Genomic DNA, 21,078 nt, shown 5'->3' with positions numbered 1-21,078 from the left:
GAGGAGGTCTTGAGAAAGATTACGAAAGCTCGGAGAGGTCGGTGACGACCACGTCGGCGCCGTGCTCACGCAGCGCCTCGGCCTGGCCCACCCGGTCCACCCCGATCACGATGCCGAACCCGCCCGCCTTCCCGGCGGCGACTCCGGCCTGGGCATCCTCATACACCGCGCAGTTCTCCGGAGGAATGCCGAGTTGCTTCGCGGCGAGCAGGAAGGTGTCGGGGGCGGGCTTGCCGGGGAGGCCGAGCTCGCGGGCGACGACACCGTCCACGCGGACCTCCAGGAGGTCGGCGATGCCGGCGGCCTCCAGGACGTCCTTGCAGTTGGCGCTCGCGGAGACCACCGCGCGGCGGAGACCGGCGGCCTTGGCGGCCTTCAGGTACTCCACCGATCCGGGGTAGACCTCGACGGCGCCTTCTTTGATCTTCTGCAGCACGAGCAGGTTCTTACGGTTGCCCACGCCGTTGACGGTCTCCTGGTCGGGGCCGTCGTCCGGATCGCCCTCGGGCAGGGTGATGTCCCGTGAGGCGAGGAAGCTGCGGACACCGTCGGCCCGCTGCCGGCCGTCGACGTATCGGTGATAGTCGACGCCCGCATCGAAGGGGACGAACGGCTGGTCATGACGTTCCGACCACGATTCCAGGAACGAGTCGAACGTTTGTTTCCACGCGGCACCGTGCACCAGCGCGGTCTGCGTCAGCACGCCGTCGAGATCGAAGAGACACGCGGTCACCTGAGATGGAAGTCCGAGCACGCGCCCAATGTAGCCGGACCCCAAGACCGGTGAGTGCGGAAGGGCGGGTTCACATTTTCCCGACTGTTTACCGGTCGGCCGACCTGCTGTTTCTCGAGGAATCAGGCACGGCTTCAAGAGCCATCCGCAATCCGATCGAGGTACCGATGGGCCCTGTCGCGGTCGTCACCTCGTCGCACAGTTGGTGCGTCAACCACAGTCCGCGACCACCGATGTCCAGTCCATCGGGGGCCTGCGGCTCCTCGAGACGGTCGCCGGGGATGCCCGCGCCGGAGTCGGTCACCACACACCACACCGAGTCGTCCTCGACCCGCAGCACCAGACGGCCGGTGCCGCCGGCGTGCAGCACCACGTTCGTGATGATCTCGTTGATCGACAGGACGTAGCCGTGCACCCGGTCGCTGTCGAGTGCCACGTGGGTGAGCGCCCGGGTCACCGCGTGCCGGAGCACCGTGATGTCGGTCTGCCCGAACGGCCGGTCCAGAAGCACCGATCCCACCCGGAGGGAGGCACCGTCGGACCGCGACTGCCCATCGGCAGCCGAACGCACCCGCGGGCTGATCCTCTCCTCCACCGTCGTGCAGCCTACGCGCTGTGGCCGGCCGGTGGCAGAAGCCATCGGTGATCCCGCCCGGAAGTGGCGCGCCGCACTGTTCTCATCGCCGGCCGACATCGATTCGATCACCCGTCTCGTCGAAGAAGTGGATCGCGTCCATCCGCACCGCGACGGCGAGCGGATGCCCCGGGGAGACGGCCGGGTACGGCGCGAGCCGCACCGCCAACTCCGCCGGTCTGCGATGGTGCCGTCCCAGGTCGTTGAGGATGCTCGCGCGGGTCGCGCGGGCCTCCGTGCCCGGTTGTTCGTCCGGCCCCGGGCGGGTCAGCCGTTGCAGCCGCCCGCCGAGCCGCCTGAGCGCCCCGCCGGCGGCCGTGGCCGGCGCCGGTGCGCTCATCTCGTCCACCACGATCGCGGTGGCGCCGACGTCCAGGTACGCCAGCGATTCGTGCCCGTGGTGCTCGAGGTACCTGATGTGGCCGCGGAGGACGTGTCCGGGCGTCTCCGGGGTCACCGGGACCAGCGCCTCGGCCCGGATGCCGACGACGATCCGCTCACCGTGGTAGCGCGCCACCGCCCGGGCCCGCGGATCGTTCCACGGCAGATAGAGCGCCTGCTCGCCGAAGGCCAGCGCGATGTACTGATCCAGGTGGACGTAGACGGACGCCTCGAGCAGGTTCATCCGGGGCGAGCCGAGGAACGCCGCGACGTAGAGCGTGGCCGGCGCGCGGTAGACCTCGGTGGGCGTGCCGACGTCCTGCAGCACGCCTCTGCGCATGATCGCCACTCGGTCCGCCATGGTGAGCGCCTCGGCCTGGTCGTGGGTGACATACATGGTGGTGACGCCCAGCTCACGGGTCATGCCGGTGATCTCGGCCCGCAGCTCGGCGCGCAGACCGCTGTCCAGGTTGGAGAGCGGCTCGTCCATCAGGAAGATACCCGGCCGGCGCACTATCGCGCGGCCCATGGCGACCCGCTGGCGCTGCCCGCCGGAGAGTTGGGCGGGTTTGCGGCCCAGCACCTCGCCGATGCCGAGGGCGCCGGCGACCGAGCCGACCCGGTCCTGGCGGGGGCCGGGGTCGACGCCGGTGAGCTTGAGCGGGAAGCCGATGTTCTCCGCCACGGTCATGTGCGGATAGAGCGCGAAGTCCTGAAACACCATGGCGATGCTGCGGTCGCGGGGCGCCAGGTCGAGGACCGGATCGCCGTTGAGCAGGATATCGCCCTCGGTCGGGTCCTCCAGCCCGGCGATCATGCGCAGCACCGTCGACTTGCCGCAGCCGGACGGGCCGAGGAGCACCATGAACTCGCCGTCCTGCACGTCGAGCGTGAGGTGGTCGACGGCGTAGGTCCCGTCCGGCCAGATCTTCGTGACGTCCTTGAGCGCGACGGTGGACACCGTCAACCTCCCGCGGCGAATCCTGGGCGTTCTCCTGGTGTGCTCGGAATCCGACCACTCCCGCGACGGGCCGCGATCGGGTCATAACTCTGCGAGAGCCGTCGATGCTTTAGCCATCACCCGAAAGGTCCAATCGCGCATTGTGATCAATCAATCACTGACGGATGGTTTCGGGTGGTCGGGTGTGCACGTTCACAGCCGGAAGGCACTTTTCCGAAATAAACCCTTTATGGGCTCGGATGCTGTCATGACGGTTTTCCCGGTGCAGGCACAAAAGAGCCATTCCCATCAGGGGTACGCGTAAAGACCCCGTGCCGTTTCGTCCGCTTTCACGTTCGCTCGTCCCGGATCGACCCAGCACCCGAGGGGTTCTGACACGATAAAAGTGGACGTGCCCGTCGAGGCTGACAAATCGATTGTGTCGCCTTCGCGCGTTTCCGGCCGAGGTACCGCTGCCAAGCTCGCGACCGCCCACCACACGGAAGGCACGATTGTCATTTTCCCGACACGGGACGCGCCAATTCGCGGCATGTGCCGCAGACCGGAACAGCCGCCGGTCACCGCGCCCGGGAAGCCCGCCAATCGGCGACCGTCTCATACGCGAAAACGCCACCGACCAGCGCCACGATTCCCAGCACGCCCACCGTCGCGTACCCACAGAGGGCCGCCACCAGAAGGACCAGAACGCGCCCCTCCCAGCCCATCACGGCACCGCCGGCCCCGACCGGAGCGCCCTTCTCCATCCGGGCCGTCAGGTCGTAGTGCCGCAGGGTCAGCGTGAACAGCAGCAGGAAGGTGACGGCCGTCGGCACCGAACCGTAGACGCCCACCGCGACCACCGTCAGGTATTCGGCGGCCCGCAGCGCGGACGGCACCAGCCAGTCCAGCGGGCCGTCGTGCCGCTGACGGGCCGCCGCGGCGGCCAGCACCACCGGAACCACGGTCAGCGCGAGCACCGGCCACTGAGCCGCTGCGTCGCCGACCAGCATCAGGGCCACGGTCGCCACCGCGAAGACCGCGAACAGGGCTGCCCACACCACCGGGGCGCGCAGACCGATCCGGCTCAGCACCGACCGGGCCAGCGGGCCGTCGTCACGGTGCCGCATGGTGTCGACCGTGTTCAGCACGCCGACCCGCATGGAGAGCGCCCGCAACGAGCGCAGACCCAGCGTGTACGCCGCCGCGAACAGCCCGATCCCGACGACCGCGCCGAGCACCACCCGGCCGTTGGAGACCGCCGCAAGCACCGAGATCAGCGCCCAGCGCTCACCGATCGGGAAGACCACGATCCGCTTCGCCCAGTAGATCAGCGAGCCGCGCTGGCTCTGCGCCTTCACCGAGGCGGCGGTGAGACGGGCGCCCACCCCGCCACCGGCCGGCTGCGCCGACGGGCGGGCGGCGGCCTCGTCGTGCAGCGCGCCGTACCACGTGTCGGTCATATGCCGGGCGGTCTGCAGAGTGATCGCGGCGATCGCCAGCGGCCACGCGTAGGGCAGGCCGATCCGCTCGGCACCGGCCGCCAGGCCCGCGTAGACCGCGTACTCCTTCGCACGGTCGGCCATCGTGTCCAGCCAGCCGCCGAACGCGTCGAACCGCCGGGTGTACCGGGCCAGCTGCCCGTCCACACAGTCGAGCACGAAACCCAGGTAGAGCAGGATCCCGCCGGCGATCATCGCGACCCGCGACGCCTGCCAGAACGACAGCGCCGCGGCGACGGCGAACAGCACCGACAGCGCGGTCACCCCGGTCGGGCTCAGACGCAACCGGGCGGCCGCCTTGGTGACGATCGGCGACCAGCTGCTCACCGCGTACGTCGTGAAGAAGTCGTCCTGTTCCTTGACGGCCAGCCGCAGCAGGGCCTTGTCCTCGTCGACCGCGTCCACCGCAGCACGGGCGGCGGCCAGCTCGGCCTCGGTGCCGACCTGCTCGGCGTGCAGCAGCCGAATCCGGGTGGCCACCGGGACCAGGCCGGCGTCGATCAGGGCGGGCAACAGGTCGGGCCGGTCCGCGACCTTCTCCAGCAGCGGCAGGTCGGCGGGGGCGATGCACATGGCGCCGAGGAACCGGACCGTGCCGGTGCCCGGCTCCGCGGCCACCACCCGGCCACGGTCCTCCTTGAGGTCGCCGGTGGTGTCCGGCGCGACCAGGACGCTGCTGCGCCCGGCCGGATCGGTGGCGAGCGTCCACAGCAGGCTGGCGTGCGCCACCAGATTGTCCGGGCAGATCAGCAGCGGCCGGCCGGTGTCCCGGGCCCGCCGCGCGAGCTCACGCAGGTGTCCGGTCAGGTCGCCGCCGGCGGCCACCCGGTCGATCTCCACGGCGCCGGCCGACCGCAGCGCGGCGGTCAGGTCGTCGGCGAGACCGAGGGTGCCACCCGAGGCGGCGCCGCCGGGGGCGTAGAGGAGGGCCAACGTCACGGATTTTCTCCTCGTCACCCACCCGGGGACTGCTCACCGGCCCGAAATCGGGTCCAGGTTAACAGCGGGCGTCAAGCGGGTACGGGTCACCCTTACGGGAGCTTGACCGCCGGTATCCACCTGGGGACCGAGGGCGGGACAGGTACCCGGGACATACCGTCGAAGTGGCCGCGGCAGAGAGCCGCAGCCACAGCTGAAGGAGTGGATGATCGTGTCCCGCACCATCACGAGCAGCACCCTCACCCGCCCCCGCGACAACCGCATGATCGCCGGCGTCTGCGCCGGCCTGGCGCGGCGCTTCGGACTCTCGGCCGGAGTCGTCCGGATCCTCTTCGTCCTGTCCTGCCTGCTGCCGGGCCCGCAGTTCATCGCCTACCTGGTCCTCTGGGCCCTGATGCCCAACGAGTGACCCGCCCCTCCCGTGGTGATTTCAGGCGCACCAGCCGCCCGAAATCACCACACCCCCAGCAGCGTGGAGACTTCGGGCGCCCACAGCGCCCGAAATCCCCACACCCCCAACCGCGTGGAGACTTTGGGCGCCCACAGCGCCCGAAAACACCACACCCCCAACCGCGTGGAGACTTTGGGCGCCCACAGCGCCCGAAATCACCACACCCCCAACCGCGTGGAGACTTCGGACGCCCACAGCGCCCGAAAACACCACACCCCCAACCGCGAGCGGCACTGCTCTGGGTGGAGCGGAGACGGCACGCGCCTGAACTCGGAGATGAGTTCAGGCGCGTGGACGTCGGGGCCGGTCAGGGACTGGCGAACGACACCGTGACCGTGGTGTAGCCGAGACGGGCGAAGAGGCTCTCCAGCATCCGCTGGGTGTTCTCCCTGGCCCGCTCGTCCAGCCCACTGGCCCGGGCCGCCTCGGTGATCCGCTGCTGGGCCTGCTGATAGACCTGCTGCTGCTTGCCCGCGTCGTTGCGGAACGCGTCGCCGATCCGGTTGAACAGACCGCGTTCCTCAGCGACCACATAGCTGCGTTCCATGTCCAGCGCGGCGGCGGACTGCTCCGGCGCCGGCAGGGTCAGCGTGATCGTCTTCTTCTCCTCGTCGATCACCATCGCCTCGTCCGCGAGCGAGCTGAAGTCGACATACGTCTCCACCGTGCCCGATCCGACGAACAGCGTGCGCCGATTGACCAGGAAGTCGGGGATGTTCTCCTTGTTCTCCTGGAGGTCGACGATGACCTGGAACGTGCCGTCGGCCGCGACGTACCGGTGCAGGTCCCGCATGGACTGCAGGAGCACCGGCTGGCTGCGGTCGGTGGTCTGGTCCTCGAACGGGTTGTCGAAGGTGGGCAGCACGTTGATCGCCCGCAGGCCGAAGCAGGAGAGCACGATCAGTGCGAAGACGAAGCCGATGAAGATGAGCACCCGGGCGAAGCCGCTCGGCTTGTGCTCGGGTCGTTCCTCCACGGGAACGACAGTGTCCTCAGGAGGCGCCGGCGGGAACGCCCGCGTCGGTTCGTCCTCGCCGTCCGGTGAGTTGGCCATGCCCATACGGTAAGGAGTGGGTACGACAGTCCGCATCCGCTACCGCGCGAATGCGTTCAGTCCGGTCAATTTCTGCCCGATCGACAACTGGTGGATCTCGGACGTCCCCTCGTACGTCAGCACGCTCTCCAGATTGCCGGCGTGCCGCATCACCGGATAGTCGCGCAGGATGCCGTTGCCGCCGAGGATCGTCCGGCACTGGCGGGCGATCCTCAGCGCCTCCCGCACGTTGTTCAGCTTGCCGACGCTGATCTGCTCCGGGCGCAGCGGCCGGTCCTGACCGTCCCGCAACCGGCCCAGGTGCAGCGCCAGCAGGAAGCCCTTCTGCAGCTCGACCGCCATGTCGGCGAGTTTGGCCTGGGTGAGCTGGAAACCGGAGATCGGCCGGCCGAACTGCTCGCGCGACGCCGCATAGTCGAGCGTGGCGTCCAGGCAGTCCCGGGCCGCGCCGAGCACACCCCAGATGATGCTCAGCCGGGCCTCGGTGAGACACGACAGCGGCGCCATCAGGCTGCGGGCGCCGGGCAGCCGGGCACTCTCCGGCAGGCGTACCCCGTCGAGAAGGATCTCGCCGGTGCTGGAGGCCCGCAGCGACATCTTGGATCCCATGTCCCGGGTCCGCAGGCCGGGAGTGCCGGCCGGGACCACAAAACCGGTCACGCCCTTCTCCGCCTTGGCCCAGACGATCGACACGTCGGCGATCGCCGCGTTGAGGATCCAGGTCTTGACGCCGTCCAGGATCCAGTCGCCGCCCTCCTGGCGGGCCCGGGTGGACATGCCCGTCGGGTCGGAGCCGTGATCCGGCTCGGCCAGGCCGAAGCAGCCGATCTCCCGGCCGGCCGCCAGTTCGGGGAGCCAGCGGTCCTTCTGCTCCTCGGAGCCGTAGCGCCAGATCGCGTACATCACCAGGGAACCCTGGACGGAGACCAGCGAGCGGACGCCGGAGTCCGCCGCCTCCAGTTCCATGCAGGCCAGCCCCAGTGCGACCGACGAGGATCCGGCGAGGCCGTGGCCGGTCAGATGCATGCCGAACAGTCCGGCCTTGCCGAACGCGGCGGCCAGGTCGCGGATCGGGGCGGAGCCGTTCTCGTACCATTCGGCGACGCCCGGGCGGACGTGCTCGTCGGCCACCCGGCGGGCCAGAGCGCGAACCTCGCGCTCCTCGTCACTCAACAGTCCGTCAAGATCCAGCAGGTCAAGCGGTCGGACACCCATCCATGCAGGCTAATGGGTAATCAGTCATCCACGATGAGTACACGAGCGTGAATCTGGTTCCGCTGCTGCAACGCGGCACGGAGCGCGCGGTGCAGACCGTCCTCCAGGTAGAGCGCCCCGCGGTACTCCACGACGTGCGGGAACAGGTCGCCGTAGAACGTCGAGTCCTCGGCGAGCAGCTTGTCCAGCGCCAGCTCACGCTTGGTGGTGATCAGGTCAGCGAGCCTGATCGGCCGGGGTGGAATCTCCGCCCAGGATTTCAGCGTCGTGTTGTGGGCGGGGTACGGGGCTCCGTCCCGGACCGCTTTGAAGATCACGGCGGCTGCCCCTCTCCCTAGTCAGGTGTCGCATGCCAGCGTAGCCGCGCACCGCTCAGACCTCGCCGACCGAAGTCCATCGGCCATGATGCACCACATCCTCGACCGGCCGGTGGCCACGCTTGAGTGATGGTGACCTCTTGTCGTCACCGCGGTAGCCGACCGTCAGAACACCGATCGGCGTGAACTCCGCCGGGACGCCGAATGCCTGCTCGACGGCGTCGAGACGGTCGGCCGGCAGCCCGAAGAAGCAGGATCCGAGGCCCTCGTTGACCGCGGTCAGGTGCATGAGCAACGAGGCGAAACCGGCGTCGATGTCCCAGTACGGCACGGGCCAGCGTGACTCGTCCCGATCCGTCCAGCCTTTATCAGACTCGGCGTAACGGTCCAGATAGACCGATTTGTTCGAGAAGGCCACGATGATCAGCGGCGCGGTCCGCATCCGCCGGAGCCAGCCGCCCGCAGCACCGTCCTCGGCCGCCGTGACGGACCAGAACAGGTCCCGGTCGGCGGGCTCGGTGAGCACCAGGAAACTCCAGCCCTGCGAGAAACCCGCGGACGGGGCCCGCAGACCGTGCCGGACGATCTTGTCGACCAGCTCCGCCGGCACCGGACGGTCCGGGTCGTACCCACGGACCATCCGCCGCCGGCGGATCACCTCGTCGAACTCCATCAGGAGCGGATCCCCCACGCGGTCGTCCAGGGCCGGCCGGGCTCCAGCACGATCAGGTCGCGGCCGGTGCGGTACGCGTCCGGCGGGCAGGTCATCGGCTCGACCGCGACGGACCGGCGGAACCGGTCGCCGTGCAGGGTGTCACCGGAGAAGACCTGCCAGTACTTGAACTTGTCGTCGGCCCAGAGCACCAGCCTGGTGTCCGACGACGGATCGGCCAGGGTCACCGAGGTGATCCCGTCCGCGTCGAAGTCGATGTCGCCGAACGTGGTGTCCAGGACCAGGTCACCGATCCGGCGCGCCTCGGAGAAGTCGAACTCGGTGCCGGTCACCTTGACGGCCCCGATCGGCAGCAGCCGACTGTCGGCCTGGATCCGGGTCTTCGCCGGCACGTGCAGCACGGTGTCGTCCACCGAGACGCCGGGCAGCTGGAGGTACGGGTGCACCGAGAAACCCCACGGCGCGTTCGTCTCCGAGGTGTTGACGACCTCCTGCTCGCTGCGCAGGCCGTCGGCCGACACCGACCAGCGGGTCCGCAGGGTCAGCGACCACGGGTAGCCGATCTGCGCGGGCAGCTGGAACTCCAGGGTGACGGCGTCGGCGCTCTGCTCCACCGCGTGCCACCGTGCCCAGTTGACCAGGCCGTGGATGGCGTTGTGCCGGGCCGGCTCGGTCAGGGCGAGCTGGTACGCCTTCTCCTCGAACGTGTACTGCCCGTCCCGGATGCGGTTCGGCCAGGGCGCGAGGATCTGGCCGGCCGATCCCGGCGAGATCTCGTCCGTGGAGAAGCCGTCGACCAGGTCGACCCCGTTCACCGAATAGGCGCGAAGCGTGCCGCCGACCTCGGCGAGGACGGCACGGTGCCCGTCCGCCTCGATGGTCCACTGGGCCCCGGACTTCGCGACTTCCTCTGCGCTCATACCGCGACACTATCGGTCCGCGGCGGCCTCCTGGACGGGCCGGTATCGGATCAGCGCCGGCGAACTCGCGGCCAGCACCACCGCGAGACCCGCCGCGACGAACCCGCCGCCCGCCCAGGACCCGGTCACCCCGGTCAGGTCGGCGGTGGCGCCGGCCCGCAGGTCACCCAGCCGTGGCCCACCGGCCACCACCACGGTGAACACACCCTGCAGCCGGCCGCGGAGCCGGTCCGGCGCGAACGTCTGCATGATCGACTGCCGGTAGACCGAGCTGACCAGGTCGGCGGCGCCGGCCACCGCGAGCAGCAGCACCATCAGCCACAGGTGGGTGGCCAGGCCGGCAAGCCCGATCGCCACGCCCCAGCCGACCACCGCCACGATCAGCGCCACGCCCTGCCGCCGGACCCGGCCGATCCAGCCCGAGGTCAGGCCGCCGAGCATCGAGCCGATCGCGATGGCGCTGTACAGCCAGCCGACCGCCGCGCCGTCACCGAACTGCTGCTCGGCCACCGCCGGGAACAGGGCCCGCGGCATCGCGAAGATCATCGCGATCAGGTCGATCGCGAAGGAGAGCAGCAGCACCGGCTGGGTGACCAGGAACCGCAGACCCTCGGCGATGCCGCGCAGCCCGGCCGTCGGACGTTCCTCGCCCTCGGCGTGCTCGGCCGGTGGAAGGGCCGGCAGCCGCCACGTCGCCCAGAAGGTGACCGTGAACAGCAGCGCGTCGACGGCGTACGCCACGTCCACGCCGGTGTCCGTGCTCCAGATCCCCATGATCACGCCGGCCGCGAGCGGTCCGAGCACACCGCCGGCCGTACTCGCGGTGAAGTTCAGCGTGTTGGCCGCCGGGACCTGCTCGGCCGGCACGATCCGCGGGACGATCGCCTGCCGGGCCGGGGAACTGATCGCGAAACCGGCCGCCTGCACGGCGGTCAGCGCCAACAGCAGGTGCCCGCTGCGGACCCCGAGCAGCGCCTGGACCAGCAGTCCGACGGTGATCACCCAGGTCAGCAGCGAACCGGCGAGCAGCAGCCTGCGGCGGTCCACCACGTCGGCGATCGCACCGCCCCACAGCCCGAAGACGAGCAGCGGGACCAGGCCCGCCACGCCCAGCAGGCCGACCCAGGTGGTGGAACCGGTGACGGCGTACATCTGCACCGGCACGGCGACCGCGGTGAATTGGAAACCGAAGTAGGACGCCGCGTTGCCGACCCAGGTACGCCGGAACGTCGGCACCCGCAGCGGCCGGACGTCGATCATCCAGCCGGGAGAGCGGAAGCTCACGGAGCGAGCCTCTCCACGAGCCATCGCTCGGCGTCCGGGTGAAGACGGCGGAACCTCAGCCGGTCGTGCAGGCGGCTACTGCGGCCCTGCCAGAACTCCACCGTCTCCGGGACCACCCGGAACCCACCCCAGTGCGGCGGCGCCGGGACCGGGCCGGCGGCGAACCGCTCGGCGGCCGCCGTCAGCCCGCCCTCCAGCGCCTCCGGTCCGGGCAGCACCCGCGACTGCGGACTGGCCCAGGCGCCGAGCTGCGAGCCGTGCGGACGGGACGCGAAGTACTCCTCGGTCTCGGTGCGGGCGACCCGCTCGACCCGGCCGGCCACGATCACCTGGCGCTGCATCGGAAACCACGGGAAGACCAGGCTCGCGTACGGGTTCGCGGCCAGCTCGCCGCCCTTGCGGGACTCGTAGTTCGTGAAAAAGACGAAACCGCGTACGTCGTACCCCTTGAGGAGGACCGTCCGCGCGGAGGGACGCGCCCCCGCGTCCGCGGTCGCCACGATCATCGCGTTGGGCTCCGGCAGGCCGAAGGCCGACGCGTCGGCGAACCACGCGGCGAACTGGCTGGTCCAGTCCGCGGCCAGCCCGGATTCCAGCAGCGGCGGCCACTCGGCATAGTCGCGCCGCATGCCGGCGGGTGACGGAGGTTCCACGGGACTCCCAATCTTTCGGCTGCGACGACGGTAAGTCGCCCGACAGGATCTCGTCGGTGAACCAGGATGGGTGTCACCGAGAGCACAATCGCCACGGGTCGACCATGCCGTCACCCGCCGGGCAAGATGAATCACTCACCGCAGTTCGGTATCCCAGGGAGCGCCGTGTCCGACTTCAAGCCCGGCCTGGACGGCGTCGTCGCGTTCGAGACCGAGATCGCCGAGCTCGACGAGTCCGGCACCTCGCTGCGCTACCGCGGCGTCGACATCGAGGACCTGATCGGACAGGTCTCCTTCGGCAACGTCTGGGGCCTGCTGGTCGACGGCCGGTTCGGCCCCGGTCTGCCGCCGGCCGAGCCGTTCCCGGTGCCGGTGCACTCCGGTGACATCCGGGTCGACGTGCAGTCCGCGGTCACCATGCTGGCGCCCTACTGGGGGCTGTCCCAGCTGCTCGACATCAACGACGAGCAGGCCCGCTCCGACCTGGCCCGGGTGTCGGTCACCGCGCTCTCCTTCGTCGCGCAGGCGGCCCGCGGGCTGGGCCTGCCGGCCGTGCCGCAGAAGGACATCGACAAGGCCGAGACCATCGTGGAACGGTTCATGCGCCGCTGGCGTGGCGAACCGGACCCGCGGCACGTCAAGGCGGTCGACGCCTACTTCATCGCGGCCGCCGAACACGGCCTGAACGCCTCCACCTTCACCACCCGGCTGGTCGCCTCCACCGGCGCCGACGCGGCTGCCTGCATCGCGGCCGGCATCGGCGCGCTCTCCGGCCCGCTGCACGGCGGCGCCCCCACCCGGGTGCTGCAGATGATCGAGGCGGTGGAGCGCAGCGGCGACGCCACCGGTTACGTCCGTGACGTGCTGGACCGCGGCGAGCGGCTGATGGGTTTCGGTCACCGGGTCTACCGGGCCGAGGACCCGCGGGCCCGCGTGCTGCGCCGGATCGCCAAGGACCTGGGCGCGCCGCGGTTCGAGGTGGCCGAGGCACTGGAGGCAGCCGCACTCGCCGAGCTGCGGGAACGCCGGCCCGACCAGGACCTGTTCACGAACGTGGAGTTCTGGTCCGCGGTGGTGCTCGACTTCGCCGAGGTGCCGTCGCACATGTTCACCTCGATGTTCAGCTGTGCCCGGGTGGCCGGCTGGAGCGCGCACGTCCTCGAACAGAAACGCCTCGGCCGGATCCTGCGCCCCGGACTCCACTATGTGGGACCGGAACCGCGCAAGCCGCAGGAGGTCGAAGGCTGGGTTCAGCTCACGCATAATGTGTGACCGTGGACGACATCCGGATCCCCGACGCGATCAAACCAGTGGACGGCCGGTTCGGCTCCGGCCCGAGCAAGGTCCGGCCGGAAGGCGTCGAAGCGCTCTCCGCGGTGTCCCGCACGTTCATGGGCACCTCACACCGCCAGGCCACGGTGAAGGAGCAGGTCGCCCGTCTGCGGCGCGGCCTCGCCGAGTTCTTCGCCGTCCCGGACGGCTACGAGGTCGTCCTGGCCAACGGCGGCACCAGCGCGTTCTGGGAGGTCGCCACCTTCGGCCTGATCCGCAACAAGGCGCAGTTCGCCGAGTTCGGCGAGTTCGGCGCCAAGTTCGTCAAGGCGGTCACCGACGCGCCGTTCCTCGACCGGCCCACCGTGCACCAGGCCCCCGGCGGCCAGGCGTCCTACCTGCGGGCCGAGGCCGGCGTGGACGTCTACGCCACCGTGCAGAGCGAGACGTCCACCGGCGTGGCCGTCCCGGTCCGCCGGGTCAAGGGCGCCGACGAGGGTGCGCTGCTGCTCACCGACGCCACCTCCGGCGGCGGCAGCCTCGACGTGGACGTCTCCCAGACCGACGTCTACTACCTGGCCCCGCAGAAGGCGCTCGGCTCCGACGGCGGTCTCTGGCTGGCCGTGATGTCGCCGGCCGCGATCGAGCGGGCCTTCGCGGTCAAGGCCACCGGGCGGTACATCCCGCAGTTCCTCGATCTGGTGACCGCGATCGAACAGTCCCGGCTCGACCAGACGTACAACACGCCCGCCCTGGCCACGGTCTTCCTCGCCGCCGAGCAGGTGGACTGGATGAACTCGCAGGGTGGTCTCGCCTGGGCCGTCAAGCGCAGCTCGGAGAGCGCCGCCGCGATCTACGGCTGGGCCGACCGGTCCACGTTCGCCACACCGTTCGTCACCGACCCGGCGCTGCGCTCGTCGGCGGTCGCCACCATCGACTTCGACGACCGCCTGGACGCGGCCCGGATCGCCCGGATCCTGCGGGCCAACGACATCGTCGACACCGAGCCCTACCGCAAACTCGGCCGCAACCAGTTGCGGATCGCGCTCTACCCCACGATCGAGCCGTCCGACGTCGCGGCGCTCACCGCCTGCATCGATCACGTCGCCGAGCGTCTCTGAGAACCGGTGGGGGCCGCTCTTCGCGGCCCTCTTCCGGCTTTCTCCGGTGTACGCGGTGACGCCCGTCCCCACCTGCCCTTACGGTCGGTTCGCCCACCCAGCGCAACGGTCGAGTGACCCGGGTCATTGCGGAACGCCGACGTTTACCCGTACCCCTGAACAGGGTTGTTGGGTTTAAATGGTCTGCGGTCACGGAACTAGAACCTGAAGATCATCGTCGCTGGTCAGGGAGTTCGGCGGCGTGGCTTACCCCCATCGGGTGACCAAGGCGCGTACCGTGTTCCGAAACGCGCCCGGGTGACTGACTCTCGGGAGCACAGGCCAACGCGACGGGACGGAGGCAACGCATGCGGCCGGTACGCTTCGTCGCCCTCTCCGAGGACGGTCAGGCTCTGGTGCTCGCCGACGAGGTCGGCCGACTACTGGCGCTCCCCATCGACGACCGGATCTCCGGAGCCCTCCACGAGGGTCCCGCCCCGGCCGGCACGGCACTCGCCGTCATCGCCCCCGATCATGCGCCTGCCCTCTCCCCGCGCGACATCCAGGCCCGCATCCGCTCCGGCGAGTCCGCCGAGGACGTCGCCCGCGTCGCGGGTGTGCCGGTCGACCGGGTGCTCCGCTACGCCGGCCCGGTGCTGCAGGAACGCGCCATGCTGGCCCAGCACGCCCGCCGCACCCGGCTGAAGAGTTCCGACTCCGGTCAGCCGCTCGCCGAGGTGGTCGACAGCCGCCTCGCCCAGCACGGCATCGACACCGAGAAGATCTCCTGGGACGCGTTCCGGCGCGAGGACGGCACCTGGCGCATCGTCGCCACCTGGCCGTCCGGCAAAGCCACCGCCCAGGCCATCTGGGACCTCGACAAGAGCCGCCAGGCCGTGTCACCGCACGACGACATGGCGCAATACCTGTGCGCCGAACGCCCCACCCAGATCCTCGGCCAGGACCCGGCCCCGGAACGCGGCGGCCACGGCCTGCCCGGTCCGGCCCGCAGCGCCGAACCCAGCCGCGGCGGCCACGGCCTGCCCACCGCCGACCCGGCGGCCCCGTCCCGCCCGGGCCTCGGCCGCGACCCGATCCGCGCCGGCCGCGACGCCCTGCTCGCCTCCCTGGACCGCCCCCTCGAGAACAACGGCGGCGGCCGCGGCCTCGAGCCGGCCACCCGCCGCCCGGTCGCCGGCGGCGCCGCGGCCCTACTCGGCGGCGGCTCCGGCTCCGCGTTCGACGACGACGCCGACCTCCCCAAAGAGGTCCCGGCCGTGCCGTCGCTCGCGGTGCTGCGCCCCCGGCGCACGGTCGGCCAGTCCAACGCGGCCACGGCAACCACCGAGGGCGGCGACGAGGGCAAGCCGCGCAAGCGCCTCCCCAGCTGGGACGACGTGCTCTTCGGGGGCGGCCCGGCCGCCCGCGAGTCGTCCTGACCTGGTTCCACCGGCCTCATCACTTCGTGGAACCCCGCTGAGCAGCCTCTTCGTGGCCGTCCTCCCCTGTGAGGAAGCCCGCTCCCACCTGCGCAAACGGCTGCCCTCCGGCGTCCGGTACACCGCGCCGGAGAAGTGGCACATCACCCTGGCCTTCCTCGGTGACGTCCCGGCCGACCGGTTCGGCGAGGTGACGCGGGCCCTGGACGAGGTGCCCCCACCGGCCGACCTGACCCTGCACCTGGCCGAAGGCGGCAACTTCCGCGACGCCGTGTGGGCGGGCGTGGCCGGCGACGTCCCAGCCCTGGCAACCTTCCGAACCGGGATTCACACGGCCCTGAGCGAGGCGGGCTTCCCCCTGGACGAACGCCCGTTCACCCCACACCTGACGGTTTCGTACCGTTTCAGCCGCCCGCTGTTGCGCAGCTTGCAGGGCTACACGGGCCCGTCGTGGCCGGTAACGTCCTTCACCCTGCTCCACAGCGAGGCCGGCGTTCACGTCCCGATAGCCGGATACGGCCCGGTCACCGCTTAGCGCGAGTCACCGCCGCACCACGTCACGCGAGTCCCCGTCGCCGCAGCAGCCGAGTCATCTCGTGCGTCGGCGCCGTCGAGTCACTCGCGGCCTCCCGGGGCCGCCGCCGAGATCGGAACGGGTTCGGTGGCACTCCGGCCGCCCCGGCCGTCGGCTGTGGTTCGTCTGCGAGCCGAAAACAACCGCGAGCGACGGCCGGATGACCCGAGCCGTCGCCAGCGGCTGAATTTCGCTTCCCGAACAGCCGTGAACGACGGCCGGGGTCAGGGGGTTCGCGGGGAGCGCAGGATCAGGCCGGCCTCTGCCAGGCAGATCTCTATGCGGTCGCGTTCCTGTTCGCGGTCGGCGCCCTGGAGGGGCTGCAGCTTCTCGGGGACTCCCAGACGGCGGCATGCCAGTTGCAGGCGGATGTCGTAGGCGCTCAGAACCGCCGCCAGCCACACCTCCGAGTAGCGGGCCGGGCCCTTTCGTCGCTCGCGGTCCAGGCGGCGCAGGTCGAAGGCCAACTGTTCGATCGAAGGGGCACCCAACGCGTTCAGACGCTGGGTCATCTCCGGGCCGCGGAAGGCGCGGTCCAGGCGGCGCAGGTCGCGGCACTCCCGGCGGCTGTGATGGTCGCCGGGCCGGCTGCCCACGGGGCCCCGGGGAATGGGAGCGCCGACACCATCGACACCACCCGCGCTTCCCGTTCCATTATCGCCGCTGCCCTCGTCGTCGTTGTTGCGGCCACCGCTGCCGCCGCTGGTGCTACTGCCGCCGTGAGGACTCCCGCCGCTGTGATGCGGTTCGCCGCTGCTGTGATGAGGGTGGGCCGTGTGCTCCGAGGCACGGGAATGGCCGGCGGACCGCAGCGGGCGCAGACGACCGGACATCGAACCGGCCGAGCGGCCGGACGGCGAAGACGCCGGGCCGGAGCCGGCCTGATGACACGCCGGACAAGAGCCTGGCTGTGGACACGCCGAGCCGGGACCGGACTGGGGAGACGCCGAGCCGGGACCGGATTGTGGAGACGCCGAGCCGGGGTCGCGCGACGGGGACACCACATCAGGAACCGGCGGCGGTGATGCCGACGGCGGCCTTGACGCCTGCGGGAGAGCACGGGAAGCGGAAGAGCCGGGATGGAGCGGACGAGCAGCCGAGTCACGGGCCGCGGCGGCGCGGGCAGCGGCGCGGCGACTCAGGAACCTGCGTAGGTCGCGGGAGTCGCCGCTGAGGACCGCTGCGGCGCACGGCAATACGAGCAGCGCTGAGAGCGCCGCCGAGAGCACAGCAATGTGCGCGATCGCCACGTTCTGACGCTAGGCCCTCAGCGGGCAGGCCGGAATACCCGTTTGGTTGACGAAACCTGCCAACGTCGGAGATCAGACTCTGGCGGCGCTCTCAGGGCGCGCGAGTGCCTCCGCGTGTCCCCGGCGCACCCCACGATCCGGGCCGGGGGACGGCGCCGGAATGGGGCCGGCCGCGGGGGCGAGGGACGGGACAGCGCCGGAATCGGCCGGAACGACCGAAGCAGCCGGGGCGGCCACAGCGGACAGGGGCGAGCCAGTGGGAGCCGCGGAATCCTGGGGGGCCGCGGGCGGGGTGCTTTCCGCGTACACCTGAATCAGACGCACTGCCGGGCGCGGACGCACCCGGATCTCCAACCGGTCGCCGCTGGCCTTGAGCTGCCAGATCAGGGCACCCACCGCGGCGGCGAAACTGACCAGGCCGGCCGCCCAGATGCTCGACGGCACGCCGAACCGTTCGCCCCACCAGCCGGCGAGGGATGCGCCGATCGGGGTGGTGCCGAGGAAGACCAGGACGTAGAGGGCCATCACCCGTCCGCGGAACTCCGCGGAGACCCCCATCTGCACCCGGTGGTTGGCGCCTTGGGCCAGGTAGATCGAGAAGAAGCCGGTGGGGACCAGCAGTATCGCGGCGACGATGAAGTTCGGGGCGAAGCCGACGGCCACCTCGAAGAGGCCGAAGAGCAGAGCCGCGCCGATCACCGGGTACGCGCTGGGCCGTGCGCGACGCCCGCTGCCGGCCAGGGCTCCGCCGAGGGCGCCGATGGCGAGGGCGGTGGTGAGCAGGCCGAACGAGGACGGTCCGGCGTTGAAGTTGATCTTCGCAAGGGCGGCCAGGGTGACCGGGAAGTTGAAGCCGATCATGCCGACCACGGCCATCAGGCCGATCGGCAGGAGCAGGTCCTGGCGTTTGCCGACGTAGCGCAGGCCGTCGATCACCCGGGCGTCGCCGCGGTTCTTGCGTTCGGTGCGGTAGAGGTCGGCGGGGCGCATCCGGATGTAGGTGAACACCGGGGCGATCGCCAGTGCCGTGGAGAGCAGGAAGACGCCCGGTGTCGAGATCAGCGACAGCAGCACGCCGGCCAGGGCGGGCCCGCCGATCCGGGCCATGTTGAAGGTGGCCGCGGAGAGGGCGAGCGCGTTGGGCAGCAGGCGCATCTCCACCAGTTCGGAGACGAACGACTGGCGGACCGGCGTCTCCACCGCGTTCGCGATGCCGAACAGCAACGCGAACAGGAAGACGTGCCAGAGTACGACCACGCCGGACGCCACCAGGAGGGCGAAGACGACCGCGGTGACCGCGAAGACGGCGTTGGCCCCGATCAGCAGTTTGCGCTTGTCGTACCGGTCGGCGAGGCGCCCGCTCCACAGGGTGAGGGCCATGACCGGGACGAACTGGAACGCGGTCACCGCGCCGAGGGCGGCCGGGGAGTCGCCGGAGAGTTCCAGCACCAGCCAGTCCTGGGCGGTGAACATCATCCAGACACCGACCAGCTTGACCAGCTGGCCGACGGTGAAGAGCCGGTAGTTCGGTACGCGGAGTGAGATCAGTGTGCTGTTCAGGACTGCCCGCACGCGGTTTGCGCCCCCTTGTGGTCGTACGCGTCATCGTCGTGTGACGAAGCGGTGCGACCGGGCTGCGAACTCTCAGCCGCGGGCGACGCGCTGCAGAATCTCCGCGGCGTGCGCCAGGGTCTCCCGTTCTTCGGGGGTCAGGCGCTCCAGCTGTTGCGACAGCCAGTGATTGCGCGCCTGCTCATATTGGGCGTAGACCGCGCGGCCCTCATCGGTGGCGGCCAGGATCACCTGGCGGCCGTCGGTGGGGTGCGGCGTACGCGCCACCAGCCCGCGTTCCTCCAGTTTGCCGACGATTTTGGTCATCGTCGGCGGCTGGACCCGTTCCACGTCGGCGAGCTCACGCGGAGTCAGCGCGCCCGCCAGCTGGAGGCTGGTGAGCGCGGAGAGTTGACTGAACGTCAGGTCGCCGACCGGGCGGGCTTGGCGGACTCGCCGGTTGAGCCGGGTGATCGCATCCCGCAGCGACTTGGCCAGCGGTTGTTCCGCTGTCTCCCGCTCCGTCGTCATCACCCGCTCCATCACTCTCGTTAGCCTAGCTAATGAGCATGGCTAACGACTCGTTTTCGACGTATGACCACCGTCACCGGGCACGGTAGTCCGTGCCGGCGACGGTGACCATCAGCCACGACCTCAGAGAATCCAGGTCTCCAGCGGACCCCTGGCGAAGTAGAGGACGAACAGGACGGCGACCCCGTACAGGATGGGGTGCACCTCACGGGCCTTGCCGGTGGCGGCCTTGAGGATCACGTACGAGATGATCCCCGCCCCGATCCCGTTGGAGATCGAGTACGTGAACGGCATCAGCGTCACGGTCAGGAAGGCCGGCACCGCGATGGTGTAGTCCGACCAGTCGATCTGCCGGACCGCGGTCATCATCAGGAAGCCGACGACCACCAGTGCGGTCGACGCCGCCTCGAACGGCACCACCTTGACCAGCGGGGCGAAGAACATCGCCAGCAGGAACAGGGCACCGGTCACCAGGTTGGCCACGCCGGTACGCGCACCCTCGCCCACACCCGACGCGCTCTCCACGTACGCCGTGTTGCTCGACACGCTCGCCGCACCGCCGGCGGCCGCCGCGATCGAGTCGACCAGGAGGATCTCCTTGGTCTTCGGCGGCATGCCCTCCTCGTCGAGCAGTTCGCCCTCCTGCCCGACCGCGACCATCGTGCCCATGGTGTCGAAGAAGTCCGCCACCAGCAGGGTGAAGACGAACATCAGGACGACCAGCCAGCCGGCCCGCGACCACGAGTCGAGCACATTGAACTGACCGAGCAGGGACAGGTCCGGGGTGTCGATGATCTGCTCGGGCAGCGTCGGCACGTTCAGCGACCAGCCGTGCGGGTTGGTCACCACCGAACCGGCGCCGGCGATCGCCTCCACCACGATGGCCAGCACGGTCGTGCCGAGGATGCCGATCAGGATGGCGCCCCTGACCTTGCGGACGAAGAGCACCAGCGTGAGGATCAGGCCGATCACGAAGACCAGGGCCGGCCAGCTCACCAGCTTGCCGCCGAGGCCCAGCTCGACCGGCACGGTGGTGTTCGCGGCGTCCGGGATCCGGTGCACGAACCCGGCGTCCACCAGCCCGATGATCATCAGGAACAGGCCGATGCCGACGCCGATCGCGGTCTTCAGCTGGGTCGGGACGGCCTTGAAGACCGCGGTCCGCAGACCGGTGAGCACCAGGATGGCGATCAGCACACCCTCGATGACGACCAGGCCCATCGCGTCGGCCCAGGTCATCTGCGGGGCGATCTCGTACGCCACCAGCGCGTTCACACCCAGGCCCGCGGCCAGGGCGAGGGGGAAGCGGGCGACCACGCCCATCAGGATGGTCATCACGCCGGCGACCAGCGCCGTTCCGGCGGCCAGGGCGGCGATCGGCAGGTGGGCGCCGGTCTCGTCCGCGCCACCGGACAGGATCAGCGGGTTGAGAACCACGATGTAGGCCATCGTGAAGAAGGTGACGAATCCGCCGCGAATCTCACGGCTGAGGGTGGACCCTCGTGCGGTTATCTCGAAATATCGGTCGAAGCCGTTCTTCGCCGAAGTGGTGGAAGTTGACACGCGCGCATGTTTTCAGACGCACTTGACCACAGCAAAGCGCTGCGATGTTACAACTCTCACCTGCTCCGGCTATACCTTCCGTGAGGGCCGTACTCTGGCGGAGTG

General features: G+C 70.2%; 20 protein-coding genes. 5 read left to right on the top strand and 15 right to left on the bottom strand.

Annotated elements, in window-relative coordinates:
- Nucleotides 1–19: 19 nt before the first annotated feature.
- The 4 genes from WH85_RS05585 to WH85_RS05570 all read right to left on the bottom strand — a co-directional run bounded on the left by WH85_RS05585 (nt 20) and on the right by WH85_RS05570 (nt 5,126).
- Nucleotides 20–754 carry a beta-phosphoglucomutase family hydrolase gene (locus WH85_RS05585; protein ID WP_045740580.1) on the bottom strand — a complete coding sequence of 245 codons (735 nt, stop codon included), beginning with the start codon at nt 752–754 and terminating at the stop codon, nt 20–22.
- A 67-nt stretch (nt 755–821) separates the two neighbouring features.
- Nucleotides 822–1,253, bottom strand: a complete 432-nt coding sequence (locus WH85_RS05580; protein ID WP_245673830.1) for an ATP-binding protein — start codon at nt 1,251–1,253, stop codon at nt 822–824.
- Between the two features lie 157 nt (nt 1,254–1,410).
- Nucleotides 1,411–2,709, bottom strand: coding sequence for an ABC transporter ATP-binding protein (locus WH85_RS05575; RefSeq protein ID WP_045740579.1), 1,299 nt, complete (start codon nt 2,707–2,709; stop codon nt 1,411–1,413).
- A 557-nt stretch (nt 2,710–3,266) separates the two neighbouring features.
- Nucleotides 3,267–5,126 carry a DUF5941 domain-containing protein gene (locus WH85_RS05570; protein ID WP_045740578.1) on the bottom strand — a complete coding sequence of 620 codons (1,860 nt, stop codon included), beginning with the start codon at nt 5,124–5,126 and terminating at the stop codon, nt 3,267–3,269.
- Between the two features lie 205 nt (nt 5,127–5,331).
- On the opposite strand from WH85_RS05570, the gene WH85_RS05565 reads away from it, so the two are divergent.
- A complete protein-coding gene (locus WH85_RS05565; RefSeq protein WP_045740577.1) occupies nt 5,332–5,535 on the top strand; it encodes a PspC domain-containing protein in 204 nt (67 codons plus the stop codon).
- Between the two features lie 349 nt (nt 5,536–5,884).
- On the opposite strand, the gene WH85_RS05560 is transcribed toward WH85_RS05565, so the two are convergent.
- From WH85_RS05560 to pdxH, 7 genes are read right to left on the bottom strand one after another with little or no spacing between them, the layout of a single operon-like run.
- Nucleotides 5,885–6,631, bottom strand: coding sequence for a DUF4230 domain-containing protein (locus tag WH85_RS05560; protein WP_045740665.1), 747 nt, complete (start codon nt 6,629–6,631; stop codon nt 5,885–5,887).
- 39 nt (nt 6,632–6,670) lie between these two features.
- The gene (locus WH85_RS05555; protein WP_045740576.1) at nt 6,671–7,846 is read right to left on the bottom strand and encodes an acyl-CoA dehydrogenase family protein; all 1,176 of its coding nucleotides are present in this window, start codon (nt 7,844–7,846) and stop codon (nt 6,671–6,673) included.
- Between the two features lie 20 nt (nt 7,847–7,866).
- Nucleotides 7,867–8,163 (bottom strand): type II toxin-antitoxin system VapB family antitoxin, encoded by a 297-nt coding sequence (locus WH85_RS05550; RefSeq protein ID WP_045740575.1) that lies wholly within the window; start codon nt 8,161–8,163, stop codon nt 7,867–7,869.
- Between the two features lie 55 nt (nt 8,164–8,218).
- Complete coding sequence (locus WH85_RS05545) at nt 8,219–8,836, bottom strand: nitroreductase family protein (protein ID WP_045740664.1); 618 nt, start codon at nt 8,834–8,836, stop codon at nt 8,219–8,221.
- Entirely contained in the window at nt 8,836–9,756 is a 921-nt protein-coding gene (locus tag WH85_RS05540; protein ID WP_045740574.1) for an aldose 1-epimerase family protein, read from the bottom strand. Before WH85_RS05540 ends, WH85_RS05545 begins: the two co-directional genes overlap by 1 nt.
- A 9-nt stretch (nt 9,757–9,765) precedes the next feature.
- Complete coding sequence (locus tag WH85_RS05535) at nt 9,766–11,064, bottom strand: MFS transporter (protein ID WP_045740573.1); 1,299 nt, start codon at nt 11,062–11,064, stop codon at nt 9,766–9,768.
- On the bottom strand, nt 11,037–11,669 hold the full coding sequence (gene pdxH, locus WH85_RS05530; RefSeq protein ID WP_045740572.1) for a pyridoxamine 5'-phosphate oxidase: 633 nt from the start codon (nt 11,667–11,669) through the stop codon (nt 11,037–11,039). The genes WH85_RS05535 and pdxH overlap by 28 nt, the downstream gene beginning before the upstream one ends.
- Nucleotides 11,670–11,858: 189 nt before the next feature.
- Here pdxH and WH85_RS05525 point away from each other — a divergent pair, with 189 nt between their 5' ends.
- The 4 genes from WH85_RS05525 (at nt 11,859) to thpR (ending at nt 16,039) form a co-directional block, all read left to right on the top strand.
- Nucleotides 11,859–12,965, top strand: a complete 1,107-nt coding sequence (locus tag WH85_RS05525; protein WP_045740571.1) for a citrate synthase 2 — start codon at nt 11,859–11,861, stop codon at nt 12,963–12,965.
- A complete protein-coding gene (gene serC / locus WH85_RS05520; protein ID WP_045740570.1) occupies nt 12,962–14,086 on the top strand; it encodes a phosphoserine transaminase in 1,125 nt (374 codons plus the stop codon). Before WH85_RS05525 ends, serC begins: the two co-directional genes overlap by 4 nt.
- Before the next feature lie 347 nt (nt 14,087–14,433).
- Complete coding sequence (gene sepH, locus WH85_RS05515) at nt 14,434–15,504, top strand: septation protein SepH (protein WP_045740569.1); 1,071 nt, start codon at nt 14,434–14,436, stop codon at nt 15,502–15,504.
- Between the two features lie 52 nt (nt 15,505–15,556).
- Nucleotides 15,557–16,039: an RNA 2',3'-cyclic phosphodiesterase gene (gene thpR, locus WH85_RS05510; protein WP_052720175.1), complete on the top strand. Its 483-nt coding sequence runs from the start codon at nt 15,557–15,559 to the stop codon at nt 16,037–16,039.
- 263 nt (nt 16,040–16,302) lie between these two features.
- On the opposite strand, the gene WH85_RS50030 is transcribed toward thpR, so the two are convergent.
- The 4 genes from WH85_RS50030 to WH85_RS05490 all read right to left on the bottom strand — a co-directional run bounded on the left by WH85_RS50030 (nt 16,303) and on the right by WH85_RS05490 (nt 20,973).
- Complete coding sequence (locus tag WH85_RS50030) at nt 16,303–16,674, bottom strand: hypothetical protein (RefSeq protein WP_052720174.1); 372 nt, start codon at nt 16,672–16,674, stop codon at nt 16,303–16,305.
- Nucleotides 16,675–17,400: 726 nt separating this feature from the next.
- Nucleotides 17,401–18,900, bottom strand: coding sequence for an MFS transporter (locus tag WH85_RS05500; RefSeq protein ID WP_083448807.1), 1,500 nt, complete (start codon nt 18,898–18,900; stop codon nt 17,401–17,403).
- Nucleotides 18,901–18,972: 72 nt separating this feature from the next.
- Nucleotides 18,973–19,410, bottom strand: coding sequence for a MarR family winged helix-turn-helix transcriptional regulator (locus tag WH85_RS05495; protein WP_045740660.1), 438 nt, complete (start codon nt 19,408–19,410; stop codon nt 18,973–18,975).
- Nucleotides 19,411–19,533: 123 nt separating this feature from the next.
- Nucleotides 19,534–20,973, bottom strand: coding sequence for an NCS2 family permease (locus WH85_RS05490; protein ID WP_045740568.1), 1,440 nt, complete (start codon nt 20,971–20,973; stop codon nt 19,534–19,536).
- Nucleotides 20,974–21,078: the final 105 nt, after the last annotated feature.

Source organism: Actinoplanes rectilineatus (assembly GCF_000962825.1).
GTDB classification, from domain to species: domain Bacteria; phylum Actinomycetota; class Actinomycetes; order Mycobacteriales; family Micromonosporaceae; genus Actinoplanes; species Actinoplanes rectilineatus.
The sequence above is the reverse complement of the archived record's forward strand: the minus strand, read 5'-3'. Positions and strand labels throughout refer to the sequence as shown.

What these genes read in the sequence shown, in the direction of transcription:
- sepH (WP_045740569.1), top strand. Translation starts at nt 14,434, where the DNA reads ATGCGGCCGGTACGCTTCGTCGCCCTCTCCGAGGACGGTCAGGCTCTG.
- pdxH (WP_045740572.1), bottom strand. Translation starts at nt 11,669, where the DNA reads ATGCGGCGCGACTATGCCGAGTGGCCGCCGCTGCTGGAATCCGGGCTG.
- WH85_RS05535 (WP_045740573.1), bottom strand. Translation starts at nt 11,064, where the DNA reads ATGGCTCGTGGAGAGGCTCGCTCCGTGAGCTTCCGCTCTCCCGGCTGG.
- WH85_RS05555 (WP_045740576.1), bottom strand. Translation starts at nt 7,846, where the DNA reads ATGGGTGTCCGACCGCTTGACCTGCTGGATCTTGACGGACTGTTGAGT.
- WH85_RS05545 (WP_045740664.1), bottom strand. Translation starts at nt 8,836, where the DNA reads ATGGAGTTCGACGAGGTGATCCGCCGGCGGCGGATGGTCCGTGGGTAC.
- WH85_RS05540 (WP_045740574.1), bottom strand. Translation starts at nt 9,756, where the DNA reads ATGAGCGCAGAGGAAGTCGCGAAGTCCGGGGCCCAGTGGACCATCGAG.
- WH85_RS05495 (WP_045740660.1), bottom strand. Translation starts at nt 19,410, where the DNA reads ATGACGACGGAGCGGGAGACAGCGGAACAACCGCTGGCCAAGTCGCTG.
- WH85_RS05560 (WP_045740665.1), bottom strand. Translation starts at nt 6,631, where the DNA reads ATGGCCAACTCACCGGACGGCGAGGACGAACCGACGCGGGCGTTCCCG.
- WH85_RS05565 (WP_045740577.1), top strand. Translation starts at nt 5,332, where the DNA reads ATGATCGTGTCCCGCACCATCACGAGCAGCACCCTCACCCGCCCCCGC.